3 protein-coding genes are annotated in these 1955 nt (G+C 36.5%); 1 reads left to right on the top strand and 2 read right to left on the bottom strand.

What is annotated here, in order from left to right:
• Positions 1–12 precede the first annotated feature (12 nt).
• Positions 13–870: an EFR1 family ferrodoxin gene (locus tag AC3LHT_RS00245; RefSeq protein ID WP_488661629.1), complete on the bottom strand. Its 858-nt coding sequence runs from the start codon at positions 868–870 to the stop codon at positions 13–15.
• A gap of 174 nt (positions 871–1044) precedes the next feature.
• Here AC3LHT_RS00245 and AC3LHT_RS00240 point away from each other — a divergent pair, with 174 nt between their 5' ends.
• Positions 1045–1527, top strand: coding sequence for a nucleoside-triphosphatase (locus tag AC3LHT_RS00240; RefSeq protein ID WP_488661628.1), 483 nt, complete (start codon positions 1045–1047; stop codon positions 1525–1527).
• Positions 1528–1546: 19 nt separating this feature from the next.
• Here the strand turns inward: AC3LHT_RS00240 and AC3LHT_RS00235 are convergent.
• The coding region (locus tag AC3LHT_RS00235; RefSeq protein WP_488661627.1) for a hypothetical protein at positions 1547–1955 on the bottom strand (409 nt) is incomplete at its 5' end.

Genomic DNA, 1955 nt, shown 5'->3' with positions numbered 1-1955 from the left:
GAAACTCTTTGCTTATAACTCACTTATACTACTTTTCTTGAGCATCTTATACGGATTGAAGCCTTGATCTGGCCCTTTCCATCTTAAACTGCTCATCGTGAATCTCCCGATCTGTATCGCCTCTTCAGGGCATTGGTGAACACAGCGAAGGCACGAATAGCAGTTGTCTGAGAAAGCAACTTTATCATTTTTTAAATGTATGTTTTTTGCAGGGCATACCTCAATGCAAATTCCGCACTTTGTGCATCTATCATTCACCCAAAATTTCCTTTTTAGCAAGTTTTCAATGGCCGGATATGCGATTTTTAATCCAAATTCCACAGGGAAAGCCCACACGTTAAACAAAGGAATGTTCGCATCTTCTGAGTTCAAGGGATTTGCATTCTTGATTTCTAAAACTTTATTTACGATATTCTCCACGGCTTTTTTTATCGATGGCAGCTTCCTGTAATCCTTCGAAAGAATTTTGTTTGCAAAACGGGATTCTTTTTTTATGAACAGTAAGCCATCAGAACCAGGTAATTTTATCTCTTCTGTCAGCAGTGGCACAAATCCTGCTTTTGTAAATTTCTTACTTGCTCTATACAATGCATTAAATCCATAAAAACCCATTGTGGCAAAAAGAATAATTCCCTTTGTTTTAGTAATGGAGAGATTTTTCACAAAACCATTTAGAAATCCCGGCATATCACAAGAGTAAATCGGGAAGCCAAAAATCAGGAGATCGTATTCATTCGTATTCTCAGGCGAAAAAATTTCTACAGACTCAATGTCTGTATTAATGCGTTCTTCAACAAGTCTTTTATGGATTAAATCCGCAATAAAATAAGTGTTCCCAGTACCACTGAAATATAGAATTAAGGTTTTCATGTTAAATTGCCTTTCTTAGTTGTGGTAACGTATAAAAGATAAGGAAAATTACTGAAACTATGATACCAAAAATATTGTACCTTCAGTTCATGAACGAAACATGCAGAAATTTTGCAAATACTGTCAATGACAAGATTTTTGCTTTTTACCAAAAGGTTTTGGGGAGGAGTGTAAGTGAAAGGTATCTTTCTCACAGGAGATAAGGGTGTAGGTAAGAGTACCATTGTGAAAAACCTCATGCAACATTTCCCCGGTTATGGTTTTTTGACCTTTTTTGATTCTTCAAAAAGCGAGTTGATTCTAAAGATAATCGGCGGTCAAAGTTTTTTAATCGCCAGAAGAAATTCAACTGGAAAAATGGAACCGGTTATAACAGGCTTTGACTCGGTGGCCCGAAAATTGGAGGAATTTGACCCGGGTGAAAAATTACTCATAATAGACGAGCTTGGTTCTCTTGAGCTATGCTGTAAAAAGTTTCAGGAGGAAGTTAAAAACCTCCTCCTGAAATCGCGATTCTTTCTGTGTGTCATACAAAAGAGAGAAAATGAGTTTATTAAATCACTGCTTAAGATAGAAGATACAACCCTTATTACCGTTACAAAAACCAACAGAAATTATCTGGTGAACCTACTTTTCGAAAAAATAAAAGGTTCGTAATTGAATATGCTCTACTGCTCTACTTTATGAAAATTCCAATTGTGGCAAGTATTCCAACGAGTAACAACGATATCATGTATATTCTCATTTGCGAATTTATACTGTCAATGTCTTTGCTCAATCTATTGAGCTCGCTGTTATTGGTTTTCACCATGTCTTTCATTTCAACAAGGTCTGCTTTTTCCAGCTCAGACTCAAGTTTTGTTATCCTCGTGCCATGTTCGGAAATCTCATTGGTAATATCATTTATATTTACCTCAATGTTTTTCACCGCTTTTTCTATCGAATCCAATTTCATCGAAAGTTCTGCCAAACGCTGATCAACTTCATCTACTCGCGAATCGTATTTTTTTAGAAACGCATTGAAGTTCTCTTCCATTTCCTGGGCAATGCGTAAGCTGAGTTCAGCTTTGTCCGAGACTTCTTCA

The sequence above is a fragment of the Kosmotoga sp. genome (genome assembly GCF_982836095.1).
This window is presented reverse-complemented; position numbering and strand designations above follow the sequence as displayed.